The sequence below is a fragment of the Vibrio sp. 1401 genome, from assembly GCF_033340295.1.
Genome location: NZ_JAWOWF010000066.1, coordinates 1 through 19,480, shown reverse-complemented (window position 1 = coordinate 19,480; position 19,480 = coordinate 1). Strand labels below are relative to the sequence as shown.

17 protein-coding genes and 2 pseudogenes are annotated in these 19,480 nt (G+C 43.6%); 3 read left to right on the top strand and 16 right to left on the bottom strand.

Annotation, left to right across the window (positions count from 1 at the left end):
• Window positions 1-77: 77 nt before the first annotated feature.
• Window positions 78-1,625 (bottom strand): annotated as a pseudogene (locus R7Z77_RS22320) (TonB-dependent receptor plug domain-containing protein); the annotation flags it as partial.
• Window positions 1,626-1,741: 116 nt separating this feature from the next.
• Here R7Z77_RS22320 and R7Z77_RS22315 point away from each other — a divergent pair.
• Window positions 1,742-2,710, top strand: coding sequence for a helix-turn-helix domain-containing protein (locus R7Z77_RS22315; protein ID WP_064354719.1), 969 nt, complete (start codon window positions 1,742-1,744; stop codon window positions 2,708-2,710).
• 87 nt (window positions 2,711-2,797) lie between these two features.
• Entirely contained in the window at window positions 2,798-3,184 is a 387-nt protein-coding gene (cueR, locus tag R7Z77_RS22310; RefSeq protein ID WP_005376627.1) for a Cu(I)-responsive transcriptional regulator, read from the top strand.
• A gap of 42 nt (window positions 3,185-3,226) precedes the next feature.
• On the opposite strand, the gene vctC is transcribed toward cueR, so the two are convergent.
• The 14 genes from vctC to rbsD form a co-directional block, all read right to left on the bottom strand.
• Window positions 3,227-3,982 (bottom strand): iron chelate ABC transporter ATP-binding protein VctC, encoded by a 756-nt coding sequence (gene vctC, locus R7Z77_RS22305; protein ID WP_017635379.1) that lies wholly within the window; start codon window positions 3,980-3,982, stop codon window positions 3,227-3,229.
• 2 nt (window positions 3,983-3,984) lie between these two features.
• Entirely contained in the window at window positions 3,985-4,935 is a 951-nt protein-coding gene (vctG, locus tag R7Z77_RS22300; protein WP_005376631.1) for an iron chelate uptake ABC transporter permease subunit VctG, read from the bottom strand.
• Window positions 4,928-5,863: an iron chelate uptake ABC transporter permease subunit VctD gene (gene vctD / locus R7Z77_RS22295; RefSeq protein WP_017820306.1), complete on the bottom strand. Its 936-nt coding sequence runs from the start codon at window positions 5,861-5,863 to the stop codon at window positions 4,928-4,930. Before vctD ends, vctG begins: the two co-directional genes overlap by 8 nt.
• Window positions 5,864-5,885: 22 nt before the next feature.
• A complete protein-coding gene (locus R7Z77_RS22290) occupies window positions 5,886-6,794 on the bottom strand; it encodes a siderophore ABC transporter substrate-binding protein (protein WP_064354718.1) in 909 nt (302 codons plus the stop codon).
• A gap of 163 nt (window positions 6,795-6,957) precedes the next feature.
• On the bottom strand, window positions 6,958-7,638 hold the full coding sequence (locus R7Z77_RS22285) for a Crp/Fnr family transcriptional regulator (protein ID WP_064354717.1): 681 nt from the start codon (window positions 7,636-7,638) through the stop codon (window positions 6,958-6,960).
• A 134-nt stretch (window positions 7,639-7,772) separates the two neighbouring features.
• Entirely contained in the window at window positions 7,773-8,504 is a 732-nt protein-coding gene (locus R7Z77_RS22280) for a nucleoside phosphorylase (RefSeq protein WP_213967552.1), read from the bottom strand.
• Window positions 8,505-8,514: 10 nt separating this feature from the next.
• A complete protein-coding gene (gene pnuC / locus R7Z77_RS22275; protein ID WP_104976157.1) occupies window positions 8,515-9,246 on the bottom strand; it encodes a nicotinamide riboside transporter PnuC in 732 nt (243 codons plus the stop codon).
• A gap of 160 nt (window positions 9,247-9,406) precedes the next feature.
• Entirely contained in the window at window positions 9,407-9,625 is a 219-nt protein-coding gene (locus R7Z77_RS22270; protein WP_005499106.1) for a hypothetical protein, read from the bottom strand.
• 230 nt (window positions 9,626-9,855) lie between these two features.
• Window positions 9,856-10,863: a substrate-binding domain-containing protein gene (locus R7Z77_RS22265; protein ID WP_064354714.1), complete on the bottom strand. Its 1,008-nt coding sequence runs from the start codon at window positions 10,861-10,863 to the stop codon at window positions 9,856-9,858.
• A gap of 35 nt (window positions 10,864-10,898) precedes the next feature.
• Window positions 10,899-11,816, bottom strand: coding sequence for a ribokinase (gene rbsK, locus R7Z77_RS22260; protein WP_213895746.1), 918 nt, complete (start codon window positions 11,814-11,816; stop codon window positions 10,899-10,901).
• 223 nt (window positions 11,817-12,039) lie between these two features.
• Window positions 12,040-12,918: a ribose ABC transporter substrate-binding protein RbsB gene (gene rbsB / locus R7Z77_RS22255; protein ID WP_005373143.1), complete on the bottom strand. Its 879-nt coding sequence runs from the start codon at window positions 12,916-12,918 to the stop codon at window positions 12,040-12,042.
• Window positions 12,919-13,005: 87 nt separating this feature from the next.
• Window positions 13,006-13,989: a ribose ABC transporter permease gene (gene rbsC / locus R7Z77_RS22250; protein WP_005382618.1), complete on the bottom strand. Its 984-nt coding sequence runs from the start codon at window positions 13,987-13,989 to the stop codon at window positions 13,006-13,008.
• Window positions 13,986-15,491 (bottom strand): ribose ABC transporter ATP-binding protein RbsA, encoded by a 1,506-nt coding sequence (rbsA, locus tag R7Z77_RS22245; protein ID WP_213967553.1) that lies wholly within the window; start codon window positions 15,489-15,491, stop codon window positions 13,986-13,988. Before rbsA ends, rbsC begins: the two co-directional genes overlap by 4 nt.
• Window positions 15,492-15,514: 23 nt before the next feature.
• Entirely contained in the window at window positions 15,515-15,934 is a 420-nt protein-coding gene (gene rbsD, locus R7Z77_RS22240) for a D-ribose pyranase (RefSeq protein WP_005382620.1), read from the bottom strand.
• 473 nt (window positions 15,935-16,407) lie between these two features.
• On the opposite strand from rbsD, the pseudogene R7Z77_RS22235 reads away from it, so the two are divergent.
• Window positions 16,408-18,769 (top strand): annotated as a pseudogene (locus R7Z77_RS22235) (EAL domain-containing protein).
• Window positions 18,770-18,908: 139 nt separating this feature from the next.
• On the opposite strand, the gene R7Z77_RS22230 reads toward R7Z77_RS22235, so the two are convergent.
• Window positions 18,909-19,406 carry an imm11 family protein gene (locus tag R7Z77_RS22230; protein ID WP_318136840.1) on the bottom strand — a complete coding sequence of 166 codons (498 nt, stop codon included), beginning with the start codon at window positions 19,404-19,406 and terminating at the stop codon, window positions 18,909-18,911.
• Window positions 19,407-19,480: the final 74 nt, after the last annotated feature.

Sequence of the window (19,480 nt, the reverse complement as noted above, 5' to 3'; positions counted from 1 at the left end):
TGAAACTCAGTATGTTGTTTAAGAACTGAACAACATGGGGCTACCATGTCTTCTCATCGAATTAAGCAACAAAGCCCATCACCTAAGTTGTAAATCAGGTAAGTTTGAGTCGCGTTTTGGTACTGATCTGCAATGTAATCATCAATTTCCGTTTGGAATACCGTAATATTCGCCCCAAAGAAATGCTTATCAAAGGTTTTATCAAAACGAACACCACCCTGCGTGTTCAATCCCGTTTCTGGCTTTAACCCATCCTCTAAAAATGCAACGTCTTGGTAAGCAATAAAGGTTTCCATTAGCTCTGGACCTTTAAATAGAGAGCGTGCACTCGCAAACAACGTCCAATCTTGCGTCACCGTCCATTCTGCTGCTAGAGCCCAAGTCACATCATCATAATTACTGTTTCCTGTCTCAGCTTTGCGTTTGTAATCATCAAAGCGCATACCTGCAGTAATAAAGAAGGCATCAGAGAAGAAGAACTGATCTTCTACAAACAGTGCGGTTGAAATCGCCGATTCGTCCATAAACTTACGACTACCGTAGTAACTCGAAGACGTTTTATCCATGTAGTCGAAGCCATAAGTGACTCGATTATCAAACTCACCTAACATAACATCTGACTGGAATTTGCCATTCAAACCAAAGTTTTGGTTTTTGGCGGTGTTCTTTGATAAACGGTTCGAGGGCCAACGAGGCGCCATCACCGTTTCGTCACGTTTAATTTCTGTCTCGGTATTATAAAGAGTGACGTTTCCTTGGTGTTGTTCGCCTCGCAACTCATAACTCAAGGTAACGGTATCGCGGTCATAATCCGTAGGGATAAGTAACTTGCTCGAAAGGCTATTATTTGCACTACCCGACATATCAGGACGCGGACTGTAATCTCCACTGTCTCGGTACATGTCATAAGAGAGCTCAAAACGATGGATGTCATTTAGTTCATACCCCAGCTTAGCCAGAATGTTGTAAACATCACCTGCAGCACCGTAGGTTTTATTGCCATTACCATCTTCAAAATCATCACGCGTAACGTAATGGCCATAGACCATCGCATCAATGTTTTCGGACAAAAGTCCGTACAGTGTCAACGAACCTTGTTGGTTGTCGTTGGATGCATAGCCGCCATAAACACGCGCACCAAACTTTTCATCGTAACGAAGTAAGTCACGAGCGTCTTTCGTTTCAAAGTAGACCGAACCGCCTAACCCGTTTTGAGTCACAGAGTTATTACCTACCTGAATGTCCGCAGATTTGAGAATGTCAGGATTCAACGTCAAGTTACCAATATGATGGAACATGCTCGCATGCTGAGAAGCACCGTCAAGACGAATGTCCAAATCGGTTTCGCTCAAACCACGAATCGTAATACGTTGATTCACAGAGTGTGTTCCACCAACATCTACACCGGGAATATCGCGCAGTAAATCAGACATATGATCCGCTTGCTTCAGTGACATGTCGTCCGCAAACATCGACTCAGTGTTGCTGGAAACTTTCGTTCCCCATACAACGACCTCTTCAAAATGTGACTCAGTATCTTGAGCTAAAACAGGGGTTGATAGCGCCATTCCCACTGCAAGGCAAAGGCTTGAAAGCTTGATAGGTGAACAAGCAGGGCTTTCCATAACTTCATTCCTAAATATTAATGATAATAATTCTCAGGTATAATAAGCATGAGTTTTATAAATACAAAGGCGATTTGGTTATGCGAAATCGCACAAGTGTTATGAGGAAGTGTCAAATGCAGGAAGTTACAACAAAACGAACTAAAATTGCCAAGATAGCTTTAACCCAAAGACTAAAGGCGACAGAGAAACAATGGATTGTCACGCAAGGCCAACCTTGTCAAACTCAACTGGCCGAAGGTAAGTTCCTATCATATCAGTACAATGATCAAATTTTTGTTCATGGCGGGCGTTGTCTAGAACTTATTGATTCGAATATTGTTTCTACTGCACACGCCTCACTGCTGGTCACTATTCTTTTAGAAGGTAGACTCTCGTTTGGCTACGACGATTTGCAATTTGATTTAGACGCGAGCGACGGCCCTAAGGGTGTAGTGGTGAACTTACTCAAACCTGCAAATTTTCGTCGTTCACTGCTCAAAGATAACCTCATTAATAAGATCAACATATTGGTTAAGCCCCAATGGCTAGAGGCCCGCCTTGAGCAAAATTGTAGCCATCGAGCCTTTTTTAACTCTCATCAGGCGTTTCAACAGTTGGAGCTTAACCAGACGCTATGCGAACTGGCTGAAACGTTAACAAATAGAGAAACACCGCAAGAGTTCCAAGAGAAGCTAGAAGTCGAAAGCTTGATCTATCAAATATTACATCAAGCCACCAAGCAAATTCCTAAGAATTTCAGTGCTAAAAACAGCAGTATTGAACGACACATTGATGGTCGGATTGAGGATATTGTCAGCTATATTGAAACTCACCTTGATCAAGAACTACGCTTGGAAAAGTTGGCGAGCCAATTCTCAATGAGTGTTTCAAACCTGCAGCGCCGATTTAAACAATCACTTAATATGACCATAAACGGCTACATTCGTTTTCGACGTCTTGAGATTGCTAGGCAACATTTGGAACGTGGCCTAGTAACGATAACAGAAGCCGCCTATGAAGCCGGATACCACCACCCTTCTAACTTCACTTATGCCTTCAAAAAGGCATTTGGTGTGCCACCACATGAAGTGATTAAAGAGTAAGGGGACTCTAGGTAACTGACTGTTATTTAGGAGTGTCTTATCCACAACATCGGTATATACTCGCCTTAAACGTTATGGAGGTTAAACATGAATATTGGTGCTGTCGCGAAGCTCACAGGGCTTTCATCTAAGTCGATTCGATTATATGAAGACAAAGGGATCATATCTCCACCAGCGCGTAGCGACTCTGGCTATCGCGAATATTCAGATAATCATATTCAAGAGCTTAACTTGGTATCACGCGCAAAAAGCGCAGGCTTTTCGTTGCAAGAATGCAAAGAGTTCGTACAACTTGCTCATAACCCCAACCGCAAAAGTAGCGAAGTAAAAGCAAGAACCATGGACAAACTGAGAGAGGTTGAAGAAAAAATTGCACACCTCATGGAGATCAAAACGCAACTTGAAGGTTGGGTTTCTTCTTGTCCTGGAGATGCAGAGAGCCGATGCCCAATCATAGACGAGCTCACCAAGTAAGCCCGCCTATCTATTGATCTCGTTAAAAACGAACTAGCTCGCTTAATGATAAGTACACATGCGCTTACCGTTTAACTCTATGATGTTAAATGGCGTTTCATAGATGTCCTCTAGCGTAGACGCTTGAATAACCTCTTCAACCGCACCACTCGCCACAACTTTACCTTTCTTAAGCGCCAATATGACATCTGAGTAACACGCCGCGAAATTAATATCATGAATTACGACCACCATGGCTTTATTCATGTCATGGGCTAACTGCTGCACAACTTTCATGATCTGAAGAGAGTGTTTGATATCTAAGTTATTAAGAGGTTCATCAAGAAAGACATAGTCTGTATCTTGTGCAATCACCATAGCAATAAATGCAAGCTGTCGCTGACCACCACTTAACTCATCCAAGTATTTGTCTTGAATATCTTGCAAATCTAAGTAGTCGATCGCTTGTTCTATGACCTCATGATCTTCTTTAGTCAGATTTCCTTTAGAGTATGGGAAACGACCAAAAGAGACTAACTCTTTTACGGTAAACCGCATTGTAATCGAGTTAGCTTGGCGAAGTACTGCCAGTTTTTTCGCTAGCTCTTTTGTGTCCCATTCCGCGATTTCCTTGCAATCAATGATAACACTACCGCCATCTCGCTCCGTTAAGCGTGAGGCCATAGATAACAGCGTGCTCTTTCCCGCGCCATTTGGACCGATAATCGATGTTACCTTGCCCTTTTCAAACTGAGTATTGGCCTCGTCTACGACTTTGTTTGAACCGAAAGCCTTCGTTAATTTGTCTATTACTATCATATTTATACAACTTTGTTTTTCAGCAGCAGGTATAAGAAATACGCACCGCCGATAAAGTTAATTACGACACTCAACGTCGTCTCAAAACTGAACACATTTTCGATTATCCATTGCCCAGCAAGTAGTGAACTGATGGATAGAAACGAACATCCGACCAATAGCGTTTTATGTTGGTAACTTCGGAACATTTCCCGGCTTAAGTTGGTCACTAGTAAACCAAAGAACATGATTGGCCCTACCAAAGCCGTAGAAATAGCAATCAAAACCGCCGAGATAATAAACACATTTCTCGTCACTTTAGGTACATCAACACCCAAACTTTTCGCATTGTCTTGGTCGAGCCAAAACACATCTAAAGTGCGATGCATCCTAAACAACAACCAACATGCAAACATCAAAGCCGGAGCACTAAAGTAAACCAAGTTCACTTTGACATTATTGAAACTGGCGTACAGTTTCGACTGAACAATTGCATATGTGTTTGGGTCCATCAGCAAAGAAAAGAATGACGCCGCATTGGAAAATAGCTGACCAAAGATCAAGCCGACCAATAGCAACGTAATCAAGTTCTTGCTGCCTTTTGAAAAGTAAAACCCAAACAGCAGTAGCGAAAACGACACCATTACAATTACTGCAATCGCGAAATTGACGTACAAGTTAAGAACTAAGGTACTCAACCCACCAAAAATCAACACGATCAAAATTTGGGTTAACACATACAGCGCATCAAAACCCATGATACTTGGCGTTAAAATTCGGTTGTGCGTAATGGTTTGAAATACAAGTGAAGACTGAGCAATGGCCACACCCGCTAGCACTATCGCCAATACTTTAGGAACTCTACGAGACAAAAAATATTGGTAGTTGTCAGCCGTTAGCCCAATACCAATAAACAGACACGCGAAAAGAATCGCAATGCCACCTAGCAGCAGGATTTTCGTTGAATCACGCATGTTGCTTACCTCGCAACAACATTGCGATGAATACCACGCCACCCAATATGCTAATCACGATAGAGATTGGCATTTCATGAGGGAAAATAATTAAACGACTCACCAAATCGCAACACAACACTAAAATGGCCCCATACATGGCCGTAAGCGGAATGTTCTTTTTGAGGTTATCGCCATAAAAGTGACTCACGAGATTCGGTACAATCAGCCCTAAGAATGGCAACTGGCCAACAATCATCACGACACTTGCTGACATGATGGACACCAATAGCACGCCAATCGTCACAACCTGCTGATAATTCAAACCCAAGTTAATCGCGAAATCTTTTCCGATACCTACGGCAGAGATCCTTGCGGCAAAAAGATAGCTGAGGATAACCATTGGTACCGCGATGTACAGCAGTTCAAAATCACCACGCAAGATGTTGGCGAAGTTTGCGACTGTCCAAGCATTCAGACTTTGAAGTGCATCATATTTGTAAGCGATAAACGTAGTCATGGATTGGATGACATTGCCGAAAATAATCCCGACAAGTGGCACAAAAACCACGCTCTTAAATTGAATGCGCTGAATAAAGAAAACAAACGCCAGCGTCCCAAATACCGAGATGCCGAACACGAGCCAAAGGTGATTATCATTACCAAAGAAAACCACGCTCAGTACATAGCCCAGCATGGCACATTCGATCGTACCAGTTGTAGAAGGTGCCGCAAATCGGTTCTGGCTGATTTGCTGCATGACAAGACCCGCAATACTCAAGCCAGCACCAGCAAGCAATATGGCAAATAAACGTGGTATACGGCTGGTAAAGAAAAGTTCTAATGCTTTCTCATCACCTGAAAAGAGTTGTTGGGGTGTCATGTTTGCCACCCCAACAAATAACGAAACCGTGCTTAAAACCACAAGGGTTAGCAATAACTTCTTCAAAGTTAACCTCTGCTATCTTGGATTACAGTTCAACGGTTTGCTTAATCTCACTGACCATTTTTTCTGTTGCTGTCACACCAGACATCGACAAGTACCAAGCGTCCACATCTAAATAGGTGATTTTATGATTTTTATATGCCGCAGTCGCTTTGACTAAGTCGTTATCCATGGATTTACGAATATCGTTATCCGGCGTACCTGTCAGAGAATTTCGGTCAACCACGAGGATATTTTTCGGGTTAGCTTCACGAATAAACTCATAAGAAATGACATCTCCGTGAGTGCCCGTTTTCACGTGCTCAACCGTTTCCAAGAAGCCAAAGTCGTTATAAATGACGCCAAATCGCGACTGGGCACCAAACGCGCTGATGTTGTCACCCATGCTTAAAATCGTTAATGCATCATTTTTGTTCGATTGGTTGTAGTCACGGATTACTTTGAATTGAGCATCTAGCGCTTCAATTTTCTGCTCTACTTTTTCTTCGATATTGAAGATCTTACCAATATTGCGCCATTGCGCTTGCGTGCCTTCCCAATAGCCTTGGTTCTCTTTCGCCGCAAAAACAACTGTAGGGGCAATTTCACTCAGCTCTTCATATTTCGCAGACGCTCGCGGACCAACCAAAATCAAATCCGGTTTTTGCATGTAGATGGTTTCAAAATCAGGTTCAAACAAACTACCCGCAGAGGTGTAGCTATCTTTGCTGTATTTTGAAAGGTAACTAGGAAGATTAGAAGAGTTAGATACTGCAACAGGATCGATACCAAAGTTGTCCAGCGCATCTAGCGGGCCAAAGCCAATCACAACCACACGCTCTGGGGATTGTTCTAGCTCTGTTTGACCCATGTAGTGGTCAATCACAACTTTAGCAGCAAAAGAAGGAGAAACAGTAAATAACGACAGCATAGCCGCACCGACGAATTTTTTCATTTTGTTAAGCCTTAATGAGATCTATTATCATACGCGTTCGCAATATAACGCTACTCTTTAATGCATTCAACAAAATTTAAGGTACTTTACATTAGTTACGTTTACTCAAGACTTAGATATATCAAAGACTTATAAAACCCATCAGTTTCAATACCTGGGCGTATCATTCATGCGCTTCAATAAACGCTTTGAGTGCCAGCTCATCAATAATCTCCAAACCGTTGTCCGTTTTTGTAATCAATCCCTTTTCAATCAAGTCCTTAACTACACGTCGATAGACTCGGCCTGAAGTGCCAAACCGCTCAGCCTCTTGGTTCACTTTATCAAAGCCACCAAGGAGCTTATCCGTCTGATTACGGACGAGAAGATCATAGGCAATGTTGTAAGTAATGGGATGCAACAAACGATTAGTGTAGATATCCATGGAGTCTTGATAATCCTCAGCCAATGCTGAAGCGAAGAACACCATCATTTGGGGATAATTTTGCAGCGCTTCGGTTAGTTTTTGGATACAGATAACATCAACCTGCATATGTTCATCTGCTATCACATTCCATTGACAAGGAGTCCGAGTGAAGAACTCCATTTCACCATAAATATGATAGTCGCAGTTAGCTTCCCCTAATTGAAAACGTCGTCCATTTGCGGCCAATATGTTCATCGAGACTCGACCTACTGGCACAACATACAAGTACTGAAGTTGCTCACCTTGGCGGAGAATTGCTTCCCCAGCATCAAAGAAACGCGAATTTATTTGGCATTGATAAATCAAATCGCGAAAGGTGGCACTCTTTTCTTCAAGGTATGTTTTGAAGCGACCAGTCGGATAAGGGCTGATTTTCATTTTCTGCTCTCTCAGAAAAAGTTACGGACAACTATTTAAGGTGGATTGTACCCCGTAACTCCAAATAAAAAAGCGACAGTGACCTGTCGCTTTACATCTATTCTGTTTATGTGACTTACTGAGATAGAGACTGGCTAACGCTGAGCAACCAAGGCTTCTAATGCCGTAATCGCGGCACTCTTCTCACCTTGCATCATTACTTTGGCTTCATCAACGTACTGACCAACACCTTCTTTCACATCTTGTTGATACAGCACCACGTTGTTTAATATCGAAGCCACATGAAGGCCTCGTAGTCGACCGACCGTAAACAGCGCAGAGGTTTCCATATCGGCACCTAAGATGCCTTTCTTGTTCCAATGTTGGCATATTGCATCTTCGTCATCGGTATAGAAACTGTCGTGAGAACGCACCACACCAAAATGATAATGCACTTTTTGCATCGACAAGTAACGCTCAACTTCCTTTAACAGTGAAAAGCTTGCGTAGGCTGGATAAGACGAATCGACATACGCTTTAGAGCCGCCCTCATCTCTTACCACGCCTTCGGCAATGATCAACTCGCCAAGGTGAATGCCTGATTGCATTGCCCCCGCAGATCCAACACGTACCACATGAGTCACACCGCACTGTTTTAGCTCTTCCACTGCGATGATCATCGATGGCGCACCTATACCTGTACTACACACTGAAACAGGCTTGCCTTTGTAGTTGCCGGTAAACACACGGTACTCGCGGTTTTCCGACACCATTTCTGCATCATCAAATAATGCCGCGATACGATTCGCTCGATCTGGCTCGCCGCATACAATAACGAGAGGAGAGATTTGTGTTTCATCCACTCCGATATGAGGTTGTTTGGCCATTTTTCGTTCCTTACACAGCAGCGTGCGCTAAGGTTTTATCGCCATTGCGCTTAGCGCTACGAGCCCACTCACGCGTGCCATTGGCAGCGATGAACATAAGAATCGCGTACTGAACAGACATTGCGTAAACACCTTGCGTCGCGTAGATACCCACACTGATAATGTTAATCACAACCCATAGAATCCAGTTTTCGACGTATTTACGTGTCATCAGAATTTGTGCAACAACAGACAGTACTGTCATGGTTGCATCCCAGAACGGGAACGCGTCAGGTTCAAGCACCGGTTCAGCCAAGCCAGCACCAAAGAGATTCAAGCTATCAACAGCAATGTTTGCTAGCGCAAAGAAAAATGGGTCGATATAGATCGTTAATAATGCGATACATGCAACGCTAATAGAGGCAGTAGTAATAAGTTTCTGTTTATTTAACCAGCGAACTTCCAGCGTTTCACCTTGTGCGTTTGGACGGGTCCACGCATACCAGCCGTAAATGTTCGCACAGAAGAAAAACAATTGAAGAAGCAATAATCCGTATAACTGAATTTGAAAAAAGATAACGGCAAAAAGCGTGACATTCAGCAAACCGAATAAGTAGTTGATGGTTTTTTCTTGGCTGGCAAACCAAATGCAAAGCAGTCCAAAAACGGTACCGAAAGCTTCGATCCAACTCATTGCGTAGCCGTCGCCGATCGGAATGTTAAAGAGAGTATTATTAATATCGAGTAAGGCAAAGAGGTCCATAACATGTCCTTTATTATTTTGTTTGGAATACGCCTATATTAGAACGTGATATCCAACAAAAAGGAGGACATTTGTCCTCCTCTTGATGCACTCGATCATAAATCAGATTCATTACTTACTTGAAAGTACCTATTTATCTCAATTATTCATTCCAAATGAACTAGGACTCGTGTCCTAGGTAGCGCTTTTTGAACGTCGATGCTGACGCGAACAGTAAAGTCGAAGCAAATGTAAACACCACGCCAGCCAAGTATACATACTCTTCATTCGCAAGTAGTTCATAAACACTCACGACAAACACCGTTAATACTAGTGAAATATTGAAACGGTGAAACCACGGCCTCTTTACTGAATACTGTGCATATCTCTTAACTAACATAAAGATTTTCCATTCATCTCAATAATTTATAAATCTAATTATAGGCTTTATTAATAATAAGCTTTTTAAGCACTATCGACACGAAATCTTTCGAGTTACTCGCAAAAAATCACACTTTTCAAATGTTGAGTTAATAAATTCGAACATCTGTTTTGCATGCTTATTTATTTTTTAGCCCATTTTTTATAAATTATATGCACTAAATTTGTTAACCATGCGTTTGTTTTTAATTAAGAGAAATTCGTCACACTGTTGCGTACAACCAATGTTGGTTCCAGTTGAACGACTTGAGCGTCGTTAGATTTGTCGTCCAGTCTTCGTACAAGAGTCTCAACGGCAGCCTGCCCCAAACGGTACTTAGGCTGATGAATGGTAGTTAGCGATGGCGACATAAATTTCGCGATATGGATGTCATCGTAACCAATAATGGATAGGTCGTCCGGCACTTTAATACCGAGCTCATTTGCGGCGTTAATCACACCCATCGCCATCATATCGTTAGAGACGAAAATCGAGCTGGGTAATGCGCCACGTTGAGCCATTTTTTTGAACGCTTGATACCCACCCTCACATTCGAAGTCCGATTCAATGATCCAATTGGCATTAAATTCCAAGCCCGCTTCGTTCATTGCTCGCTTATAACCTTCGTATCGCATTTGCGCTTGGTGTTTAATCAAAGGGCCAGTGATGCACCCAATTTCGGTATGGCCGCAATCAATTAAGTATTTCGCCGCTAAGTAACCGCCACGAAGTGAGTTGTCTTGGATTTTATCGCTTGTAAATAGCATCGGCCCCCAGTCCATTACCACAACTGGGATATCTGGGTAACGCTCAAATACATCGATACGCTCTCCTTCTAGCGACGAGCACATCAAGATCAAACCATCGACACGCTTTTGCAATAGCGTATTAATGGATTGACGCATACGTTCGTTATCACCCTCGGTGTTACATAAAATGAGGCTGTAGCCTTTTTGGTAGCAGCTGCGTTCGACGCCTTTTACGACTTCGCCAAAGAATGGGTTGGTTGAGGTTGTCACGAGCATACCAATGGTTTTGGTACGATTGACTTTGAGGCTACGCGCCAACGCAGAGGGCGCGTAGTAGTTAAGCTCTTTTGCGGCATTGTTAACGCGTTCAGAGATCTCTTCGCTCACAAAACGCGTCTTGTTAATAACATGGCTCACTGTTGAAGTGGAAACCCCTGCCAGTTTTGCGATGTCTTTCATCGTCGCCATGTTACTACTCCTATTTTAATGAGGCGTTGTGCGCCTTATTGTTCAGCGAGAAACGCGTCCACCTCTTCGCGGGTTGGAATCGACGTTTGCGCGCCAAAGCGGGTCACAGAAATTGCAGCCGCCGCATGTGCAAACTTAATCGCTGATTCTAAAGGTAAACCTTCTAGGAGACCAGTGACGAATGCCCCATTAAATGTATCGCCCGCTGCGGTAGTATCCGTCGCTTCAACGCGGAAACCCGAGATGATTTCGCCTCGACCGTTTTGGCTTAGCCAAACGCCTTTTGCACCGAGTGTGATCATGACAATTTCTATACCTTTACCATGTAGCACATTCGCCGCTTCTTGCGCGCTTTCGTTGTCTGTTACAGTAATACCTGTCAGAACTTCAGCTTCCGTTTCATTTGGCGTAATCACGTCAATGTAAGACAGTAATTCATCTGACAATTCATGAGCTGGCGCTGGGTTCAGAATGACATTGGTTTTGGCATCTTTCGCTACACGCGCAGCTTTCTCAATGCCGCACATCGGCGTTTCCAATTGCATTAGCAAGTAATCTGCTTGGCGAATACGCTCTAAATCTGGCTCAATCGCTTCTGCTGTCAGTTTGGCGTTCGCTTCAGCTGAAATGCAAATGCTGTTCTCCCCACTGTCCGACACTTGAATCATCGCGATACCTGTCGGGCAATTTGGCTGCATCTTCACACCAGTGATATCGATGCCGTCCATTTTGAAGTTTTCGCGAATGTTAATGCCGAATGAGTCGTCGCCCACACAAGCGATAAAACCGATGTCTGCATTTAATCGCGCCGCCGCGACGGCTTGGTTGGCACCTTTGCCACCTGGGATAACTTGATAGTTGCGACCATGCAGCGTCTCGCCTGGGCGAGGGAAAGAAGGCACTTGAAGAACATGGTCAGCGTTTACACTACCTAACACCACTAACTTATTCATACGGTTATCCTCGGTTCTGAATGAACCCTTTTTAAAAACTGTTTAGGAAAATACATTAGATGACTTTAACTTCTCTTCCTGATAAAGGAGTCTCGACAAAAAGCCAAAGGCATCTATACCCCACACTTTGCAGTATTTTGGGTAAGTTTGCCCTCACCTCCTAAACGACAGATATAAACGGAGGAGAGAGCAAAAATTAGGATGATTTATTGGAACTAAAAACTTACTTAGTGACTACTTTTAGTGGTACCGGGATGTACTCTTCTACTTCTTCACCTTTCAAAACTTTGTCAGCCGTTTCAACACCTAAAGCACCGATAAGGTCTGGTTGCTGAGCAATAGTTGCCGCTAGTTTGCCACGGTTAACTGCTGCAATGCCGTCTTCCGTACCATCAAAACCAACGATAACGACATCTTTGCCAGAAGCTTGAACTGCGCGAAGTGCACCTAGCGCCATTTCATCATTCTGTGCAAATACCGCTTGTACATCCGGGTTAGCCGCTAGCAGGTTTTCCATTACGTTTAGACCTTTCGTGCGGTCAAAGTCAGCTGGTTGGCTAGCAAGAAGATCCATATCGCTGCCCTTCACGGCATTCATAAAGCCTTCACCGCGCTCACGCGCTGCCGATGTGCCCGCAATACCTTCAAGTTGAATGACTTTTGCTTTTTCGCCGACTTTTTCCATGATGTAGTGGCCTGCCATTTCACCACCAATTACGTTGTCCGACGCGATGTGACTCACAACTTCACCACGGCTTGCACCACGGTCTAATGTCAACACAGGGATCTTAGAACGGTTCGCCATACGAATTGCATTAGACACTGCATCAGAATCCGTTGGGTTGATAAGAATTGCTTTTACGCCGCGAATACTTAAATCCTCGATGTTCGACAGTTCTTTACTCGGGTCATTTTGCGAGTCCAGTACAATTAAGTCGTACCCCAATTCTTTCGCTTTTGCTTCCGCACCGTCTTTCATCGTTACGAAGAACGGGTTGTTTAGCGTCGAAACCACAATCGCCATGGTATCTTGAGCTTGCGCCGCTACCGATACGGTTGAAGAAAGAAGTGCAGCAGAGATAAGAGTTGCAAGTTTTTTCATCGTTCTAGTCCTTTGTGTAGGGTGAGCCAGTACACATCCCCTGACTCGGTTTGTATTCACTGTTTTATATATACAGATTGTTATGAATTACTTGTTTTTGTTGTCTACCAATACCGCCAGCAAGATAACCACTGCTTTTGCAATCATTTGGTAGTAAGAAGAAACATCAAGTAGGTTAAGTGCATTGTTCAAGAAACCGATGATCAGCGCACCAATCAAGGTACCCATGATACGGCCTTTACCGCCCATCAAGCTGGTACCGCCAAGAACAACCGCTGCGATAGCGTCTAGCTCGTAGCCCATACCCGCTGTAGGTTGCGCCGAAGAAAGACGAGACGTTACGATAATACCTGCAAGCGCTGCTAGCATACCGCAGATGGCGTAGACACCAATCTTCACTCGGTCTACATTGATACCTGATAGGCGAGTCGCAGACTCGTTGCCGCCTAGTGCGTAAACATAGCGACCAAAGCGCGTGTGGTTAAGTAAATACCAAGCCGCTGCGAACACAACCACCATTAACCAAACAGGAACCGGAATGCCTAGCGCGTAGCCAGTACCAAACCATGCGAACGCATCCGCGGTGTCAGTAAAGCCTGTCGAGATTGGTCGACCTTCGGTGTACACCATGGTCACACCGCGTAGTAACGTCATGGTAACCAGCGTAGCGATAAATGCCTGCACCTTACCCTTCGCAATAATGATACCGCTGATCGCACCTAACGCTGCACCTGCGACTAAAGCTGTTGGAACCGCCACCAGCACCGGAACCTCAAGCGCAATCATGCTTGCCGCAAAGGCACCACACAATGCCAATACCGAACCAACACTTAAGTCGATGCCTGCTGTTAAAATAACTAATGTCATACCCACTGCGATAATGGCATTCACGGAGGTTTGACGAAGAATGTTGAGAATGTTGTCGACCGTAAAAAAGTTCGGGTTCAAAAATGACACAACAACGATCAGAAAGATCAAAGCTATCAGTGATTTTTGCTCAATCAGCCACTCTTTTGTGAACAACTTCTTGTTGCCAGTTTCGGTTGGTTTGCTCATGGTATTCGTACTCATGCTGCTTCCTCATTGATCTCTTTGCCTACGGCACAGGCGAGTAATTTTTCTTGATCGGCGTCTTTCGCATCAAATTCGCCGGTGATACGACCTTCATGCATCACTAAAATACGGTCGCTCATGCCGAGCACTTCAGGCATCTCGGAAGAAACCAAGATGATGCTCATGCCTTCGGCCTTAAACTTGTTGATGAGCTGATAAATCTCTTTTTTTGCTCCGACATCAACACCACGTGTCGGCTCATCCAGAATCAGAACTTTAGGTTTCGTCATTAACCCTTTCGCTATCGCAACTTTTTGCTGGTTACCACCAGATAAGTTGCCGATGATTTGATCTCGCGTTGGGGTTTTAATGTTGAATAACTTAATAAAATCTTCCACTGCAATCACTTCGTCGCTGTGTTGAATCTGGAAGCCTTTGGTCAGCTGGTTTAGCGAACAAAGTGACATGTTATCCTTAACTGAAAGACCTAAAACCAAACCATCGCCTTTGCGATCTTCAGAGATGTAAGCGATACCATTTGCCAAGCCATCTTGCGGGCTAACCGGGTTAATAGTTTTGTTATCAAGATTGATAACACCATGCTCACTAGGTAATGCGCCGTAAATGACTTTCATGAGTTCAGTGCGGCCTGCGCCCATCAAGCCAGAAATTCCAAGAATCTCACCACGCTTGAGAGTAAAGCTCACATCCTGAACGCCAGACCCAGTCAAACCAATGACTTCAAGACAAGTTTCGCCATGTTGGACATCAATACGTGGATATTGCTCTTCTAATTTTCGGCCAACCATCATTTCAATTAGGCCATCTTCATCAGTGTCGGACACCTTGCACTCACCGATAAACTTACCATCACGAAGCACTGTAATATCATCACAGATTTCAAAGATTTCTTTAAGACGATGCGAAATGTATACGATGCCGCATCCTTGCTCGCGGAGCTCATTAATCACTTTAAACAGTGATTCCGTTTCGGTACCGGTCAGTGCGTCCGTTGGCTCATCCATAATGATGACTTTCGACTCAAACGAAAGTGCCTTTGCAATTTCCACCATTTGTTGTTCACCAAGGCTTAAATCGCCAAGCAATGTTTTTGATGAATGCTTTACATTGAGACGTTTTAAAAGCTTGTCAGCTTCGTCATACATTTTGCCCCACTGGATACGCCCTAAGGAGCCGGTGAACTCTCGTCCCAAGTAAATATTTTCGGCAATCGTCAGTTCAGGAATCAGGTTCAGCTCTTGGTGAATAATGCTAATACCAGCTTCCTGTGAATCGCGTGGACCTTTAAAGGCCGCCGGCTGACCTTGATATTGAATGCTCCCCGCATCCATGTGGTAAATGCCTGTCAACACCTTCATTAACGTTGACTTGCCTGCTCCATTTTCACCCATCAGCGCCATAACACGGCCTGGATAAACATTCAGGCTTGCTTTGTCGAGTGCTTTTACGCCCGGAAACGCCTTCTCAATTTCGCTTAGTTGTAGAATGGCTTGAGTCATAATCTGTCCTCAATATCTCTGGCTTAAAAAACCACGCCCGCTTGGAAAATAACGTTCGCATATGGCGAGCATTCGCCGGTTCTTACGATAGCGCGACTTTGGGCCGTGCGTGCTTTAAACGCTTCATGTGACACGTAGCTCACCTCAATAGATTTGCCCGTCTCTTCACTCTCTTTGCTCAGTTCGTTGAGCAACGCTTCATGCAAAACTGGGCTTGCATCAGAGAACTCTTCCGCAATGATGACCCCTTCGATTTGGGACTCAGATAGAATTACGCGAACAGTATCAAGAAAACTTGGTACCCCATGCGTTAGCGCCAAATCGATTCGCTGAACATGCTCTGGGATTGGTAGACCAGCATCACATATCGTGATCTCGTCGGTGTGGCCTAGCGTCGCCACCAAGTAAGAAATATCTGAGTTAATTAGGGTACTTTTTTTCATCTCATCGACCTTTCGGTTACACGTTCATACAACCATGAGCGCCTGTCTTAAAGTGTTTTCGTTATTAACAGAAAACTCATCGAAACGTTTCGATGAAATAATAATTCGTCATCGCAATTTGACCAGTGTGAGATCGATAAGGTGTGAGAATGATCTGTAATTCAATTGTCATTGAATAGGAAAAGTGCACTTGAGTCACACTTTACCATCGAAACGTTTCGATGATGGTATTTCCCTGTCATTACGGTTAGGTTTTATACAGGGAGGAAGGAAAAGAGACGTCCAACTACTGAGAAAACCTCTAGTTAATAAGCTCGAAACCTTTCACGTCATCACAATTCTTAGATAGCTGCCTGATTTTGGAGAACGCTCACCTTACAATCTGGTTACAATTTGCCAAAACACATCATCCGTTCAGTACCTTACCTGGTACGCGACGTTTGTAGGGACACAAACGGAAACTAAGAACCATAATGAAGTTAAGCAATAGAGTCATTTTGCTTGTCGCGCCAGTGATCTTATTAAGCGCGTTAGTATCTAGCTATATTATTTATAGCATTCAAAAAGTGACGTTCATCAAGCGGGAAGACAGCTATATTCAGTTGCAGATGGAAAAGCTGGCCGGGCAGTTTCGACAAGCGAATATTTTTCTTAATAGCTATGCCTATACGCTCAGTAAAAGTGATGTATTACAAGACTATTTGGTTAATCATAACAACCCCTATCGTGAGCGAGTCTTGTTTAATCGATTAGACGAGACCGCTGAAGTATTAAGCCATGGTTACAAAGGCGATGCGAGCATGGCGATCCTCGACGGCAAACAAAACCTTCTCTACTACACAGAAAACAAATATTACGAATCATCGGGCGTGGTCGACCCAAAGGTATTAGAGTACATATCACGAAGTTTCAATGACAGAGAGGCTTTCAGTCACACTGGCTTTATTTATAACTCCAGTGGACAAAGCATTCTTCTTCAATATGAGGTCGTCGACAAAAGAACGGGGACTCACCCTTTGAGCTTTGACTCGAAAAATGTGTTTTTTGTGGTAGTTTCCGTATCACTTGAAGCCTTTAACGAGATTAAGCATGACATCGAGTTTGACACACACAGCGTGATTACTTTCGCCGACAAACCCATTTATCTTGATATTCCTCTCGCTCAAACCATTGAGCTGCTGCCGCACTTTTATGCCGTGCTTTCTCCTGCCGAATATTTAATGTGGAATAAAGTCGATAAAGTGTGGCTAGAACTTGCTTTCTCCTTTGGCGTAGCGGCGTTTTTCACCATCACATTAATCATTTTGGTGTTGTACCGCTATGTGTTGCGCCCTGTTTCTCGCCTTGATAAGCAGCTGAACGAACTTGAATCTAATCAACGTGACAATATTGAAAAGCTAGAAACAAACGATGAAATAGGACGCCTCTCTGCACGCTTTTTTGATATGTATGAGGAACTTAATGTCATCTATAAAAAGACAAAACGCCTAGCTGAAACGGATCACCTGACGCAACTCGCCAATCGCCATCGTTTTCATGAGCTTGCCACTCGTGAACTTATCTCCCCTTCGCAGTTTCTGTGGGTTGTTTACGTCGATCTTGATAACTTTAAATACGTGAATGATAAATACGGGCATGAATTGGGAGATAACTTGTTAAAAGTGTTCTCATCACACATCAAGAATGCTTGTCAAAAGTTCTCGCACGATTACAACAGCCCCTGCTTTGCCGCCAGGTTATCTGGTGACGAATTTGCAATTTTGCTGAGCTCAAATCAAGAGGTAAAACGCTTGCCTGATTTGCTTGCATCAGAGTTACTAAAACCGATTAGTAATCTCAGTTCATCTTGGAGTAATTCATTTCCCGTTACGGCAAGCGTAGGTATTGCACAATATCCTCAAGACGGTACTGACATCGCGAAGTTACTCTCCAGTGCCGATGCGGCTATGTATCAAGCAAAACGGGCAGGGAAAAATCAATACGCCTATTATTCAGCCGCTCTCAATATTGAGTCTCAAAGACGAAGTCAGCTTGAACGTGCGCTCCGAAAAAGCAATGTAGAGGAAGAATTCCACCTTGTTTTTCAACCCTATATGAACAATCGAAGCAACGAAATTGAGGGGTTAGAAGTCTTGTTGCGCTGGGAAGCCGAAGGTATCGGCCCTATCCCCCCAAAGGAGTTTATTCCAATTGCAGAGCAAGCCGGATTATTTGATAAAATTGACCGCTGGGTTTTCGCCAATGCAACGGCGGAATACCATCAATTAAGGAATATTTTCGGTAAGGATATTGTTCTTTCGGTCAATCTTTCATCAGCAGAGCTAAACTCGATAGAAATGGCAAACTACATCCATGAACAAGCGACACTGCACAGTGTTAAACCAGAATGTATTGAGATAGAAATAACCGAAACCTTTGCCGCAGAACAACAAGGCACGGCCCTACTTGATGAGCTATCAAAACGTGGCTACCGTCTTGCAATTGATGACTTTGGTTCTGGTTACACATCGTTAACTCAGCTCGTTCAGTATCCGGTTCAAAAAATCAAATTTGGATCGAGAGTTCCTCGTTACATTGATGAACACCAACAACGGACATGTGATCAAACCTATTATTGAGCTATGCCATGCCCAAAATAAAACGGTTACAGCAGAAGGTATTGAACACAATATGATGCATGAATGGTTATCGGCATACCGCTGCGACTATATGCAAGGCTATTTATTTGGCAAACCAATGACTAAAGAACAATTGAGCTTGTGGTGGCAATCGGCAAATGACGACAGTCGATTTGATGCGTCCATGGTCAGCTCAATTAGGGTTTCAAGAACATAAGTTAAGGGGAGAAGTACAGCAGTCACAGCTGTGGCGGCTGTATTTAGCTGTATATGAGCTTCATTGATAGATGCTCAGCTTTTGTTCCCCCATACCTATATCTATGACTTTAGTTGAGTAAATCACTATTTATTCGTTTTTAAACCAGCACTTCCTTGAAATCCAAACCGGTCAAATTCAGCGCTTTGACGCTATCGTACAAGCCACCTTTTTTGTCCGTGCAAAACGTTCTGAGCCCAGCACCTTTTACTCTGAACAAATCAGATTCATTAACGGCTTCTCTATTCAAAACGAGTTTCTTAAACGGTCTAACACGACTTAGCTTACCATGACGAAGATTATACTCGGTAGCAGAGGTATCAATGGCATCAATTTGAGTGACAATGTTTAATGCTCGCCAAGGCTTTCCTTGTAGATTTAATGGTAAAAATTCGACATTCTCGCTTAACACATTGAGCTTATCCGCAATAGAAGCGGATACAGCAAGAGTAAAAGATCCCCATGCTGCAATATCAGGCCTGGGTAATGGCTTTTCACCCTTAACGTCTAACCATTCAATATCAATACTTTTCCAACTGGCTTTAACAGGCTCTCCATAGAGTTGGATAGGTTTGCTTGCCGTTACTTGAAGAGACATTGGCTTTGTTGCGTAATTCGATGGAACTAAATCAGGAAGTTACGATCTGATCGGTTACATCAGTTAATCATCGT